Genomic DNA, 2484 nt, shown 5'->3' with positions numbered 1-2484 from the left:
CAACATAAGGTGGGGTTTAAGAGGCGCAAAAAGCCCCGAGAGATCCTAGGCTGTCATAAGAACCTCTCGAGGCAAACAGAGTGCTGGAAATACACTCTGCGATGGTGTCTGGAAACAAAAGTTAGATTCGTTTCCTTTGCCAGATATTAGGGTTTTAGAATGAGCTGATGTCAGCGAAATGTCACAAGTTAATCGCGATATATAAAGCTTATTTTTTATTTTTGAACAATGGGTTAGAAAACAGACTAACCTACCGTGTGTTCTGCATCTTTTAAATTGAACATGATCTTTCTTTGTTTCGAATCGACGTCTTTAACCAACACGTGCACTTTAGTCCCTAAAGTAAACGTGGTGCTCTGGCTGGAAATTTTTTGTTTGACTGCATCAAATTCGAACTCACCATTTTGGAAACTTGATAAAGGAATGAGACCTTCGATTCGGTTTTCCTCTAACTCAACAAATACTCCGAAGTGTGTGACTCCAGACACCGTCCCCATGAAGTGTTGCCCGATAAATGGCTTCATGTAATGACATTTCAGTGCTGACTCAACCTCTCGGCTCACTTCATCTGCCTGACGAGATTGATGTGAACAGTGCACACTCAGTTGCTCGATTACTTTTGTATCGTAAGGGTAGTTGTTCGCAGCACCTGTCAATTGACGAATAGGTTTTAGTTTCATGAGCAGACTGCGTAGCTTGCCTGTTTTTTGCTCTCGAAGTTTAGCGCGAATGGCGCGGTGAACGAGTAAGTCTGGGTAACGACGAATTGGCGAAGTAAAGTGTGCGTATGCGTCATAGGCTAAACCGAAGTGACCCATATTCTTCGGCGAATACTCGGCTTGACTCTGAGAACGTAGCAGTAGGGTACGAATCACATCACACTCATCTAAATCTCGTACTTGTTCCAGTAATGCGTTGTAGTCATGAGAAGTTGGTTTATCACCACCCGCAAGCGTTAGCCCTTTGTCTGCAAGCATCATTCTTAATGAAGACAGTTTTTTCATCTGAGGACCAGAGTGCACGCGGTATAAGCTCGGTATTTTTTGTTGCTGCAAAAATTGAGCGGTGGCAACGTTGGCACACAGCATGAATTCTTCGATCATTCGGTGGGCATCATTTCGAACTACCGGAACGATGGACGCGATTTTCTTTTTATTGTTTAACGTGAATGAAAGCTCTTGCGTGTCAAAATCAATGGCACCACGGACTTGACGTTGACCAGATAGGTTCAAATACAAGCGATGGAGATTCACCAGATGCTGTTTGATGTTTTGTTTTGGATTATTACCTTGGTATTTTTTTGCTTCCGTTGATTGGGAAACAATACGGTAAGCTTCGTTATAAGTTAAACGAGCATGCGAGTGAATGATCCCTTCAGAAAACTCTGAATCTAGCATGTTACCTTCGTCGTCAAAGGTCATCTCACATACCATAACCAATCGGTCTTCATTCGGGTTAAGCGAGCACAAACCGTTAGATAATGTTTCTGGTAGCATTGGTACAACGTATCCGGGGAAGTAAACGGACGTTGCACGAGATTGCGCCTCAAGATCTAAATGGTCGTTTGGCTGAACGTAGTGAGATACGTCTGCAATCGCGACGAATAACTTCCAATGCCCGTTGTCCATTTGGTATGCGTAAACGGCATCATCAAAGTCTTTCGCGTCGTCCCCGTCGATAGTGACGAACGGTAAATCACGATAATCCACTCGTGACGTTTTGTCTTTTTCTTCTACGTGATTGCCAAATGCGGAAGCAGCGTGAAGAACTTCATCATCCCAATGGTCATTGATGCCATGTCGACGTAACGCCAATTTAACTTCAATCCCTGCTTCTCCCGGACGCCCTAATACTTCCGCCACTTCAACTGTTGTTGATTGTCTGTGATCTGGATAGGCAGTGACTTTACAATGAACGAGTTTACCGGCACTTTTGGCGATAAGATCATTTGGTGTGACATGAATGGTTTGAGTCAGTTTCGCGCTTTCTGGCACTAGATAGAAGTTCGAACCTTTTCTCTTTAACAAGCCCACGATGTGGGTTGTTTTTCGTTCCACTATTTTGATGAAACGATGATTTGAGCGTCCTTGATGCTGAGCATTGCCTTTCAAAACCAGTACGATATCGCCATCAAACACATGAGTAAGTTGGTGTTTAGGTAAGAAAAGGTCTTTTTCATTACTGTCGTAAGTGACAAAACCAAAGCCGTCTGCGTGAATGCTGACCTTTCCAGAAACCAAAGCGGTTTGATCGACTTTTTTATAACCACGGCGATGCGTGAAAATCAACTGGCCATCGCGCTCCATAGCGCGTAAACGTTTTTTTAAAGCGTCTTTTTGTGGTTTCTCATCTAAGCCAGTAGAGCGAGAAATTTGCTCGTGACTTAAGTGATTTTTAACTTTATCGAATAGGCTAAGGATAACGTCTCGGCTAGGGATAATGTGCTCGTAATTATTAGAATTTATTGATTGTGCGGATATATTT

At 43.1% G+C, this 2484-nt stretch carries 1 protein-coding gene; it reads right to left on the bottom strand.

Annotation, left to right across the window (positions count from 1 at the left end):
• Window positions 1-245: 245 nt before the first annotated feature.
• On the bottom strand, window positions 246-2484 hold a 2239-nt coding region (gene rnr / locus CAG69_RS09035; protein ID WP_202600735.1), incomplete at its 5' end, for a ribonuclease R.

The sequence above is a fragment of the Vibrio sp. V43_P6S15P86 genome (genome assembly GCF_009904725.1).
Taxonomy (GTDB): Bacteria; Pseudomonadota; Gammaproteobacteria; order Enterobacterales; family Vibrionaceae; genus Vibrio; species Vibrio diabolicus.
The sequence above is the reverse complement of the archived record's forward strand: the minus strand, read 5'-3'. Positions and strand labels throughout refer to the sequence as shown.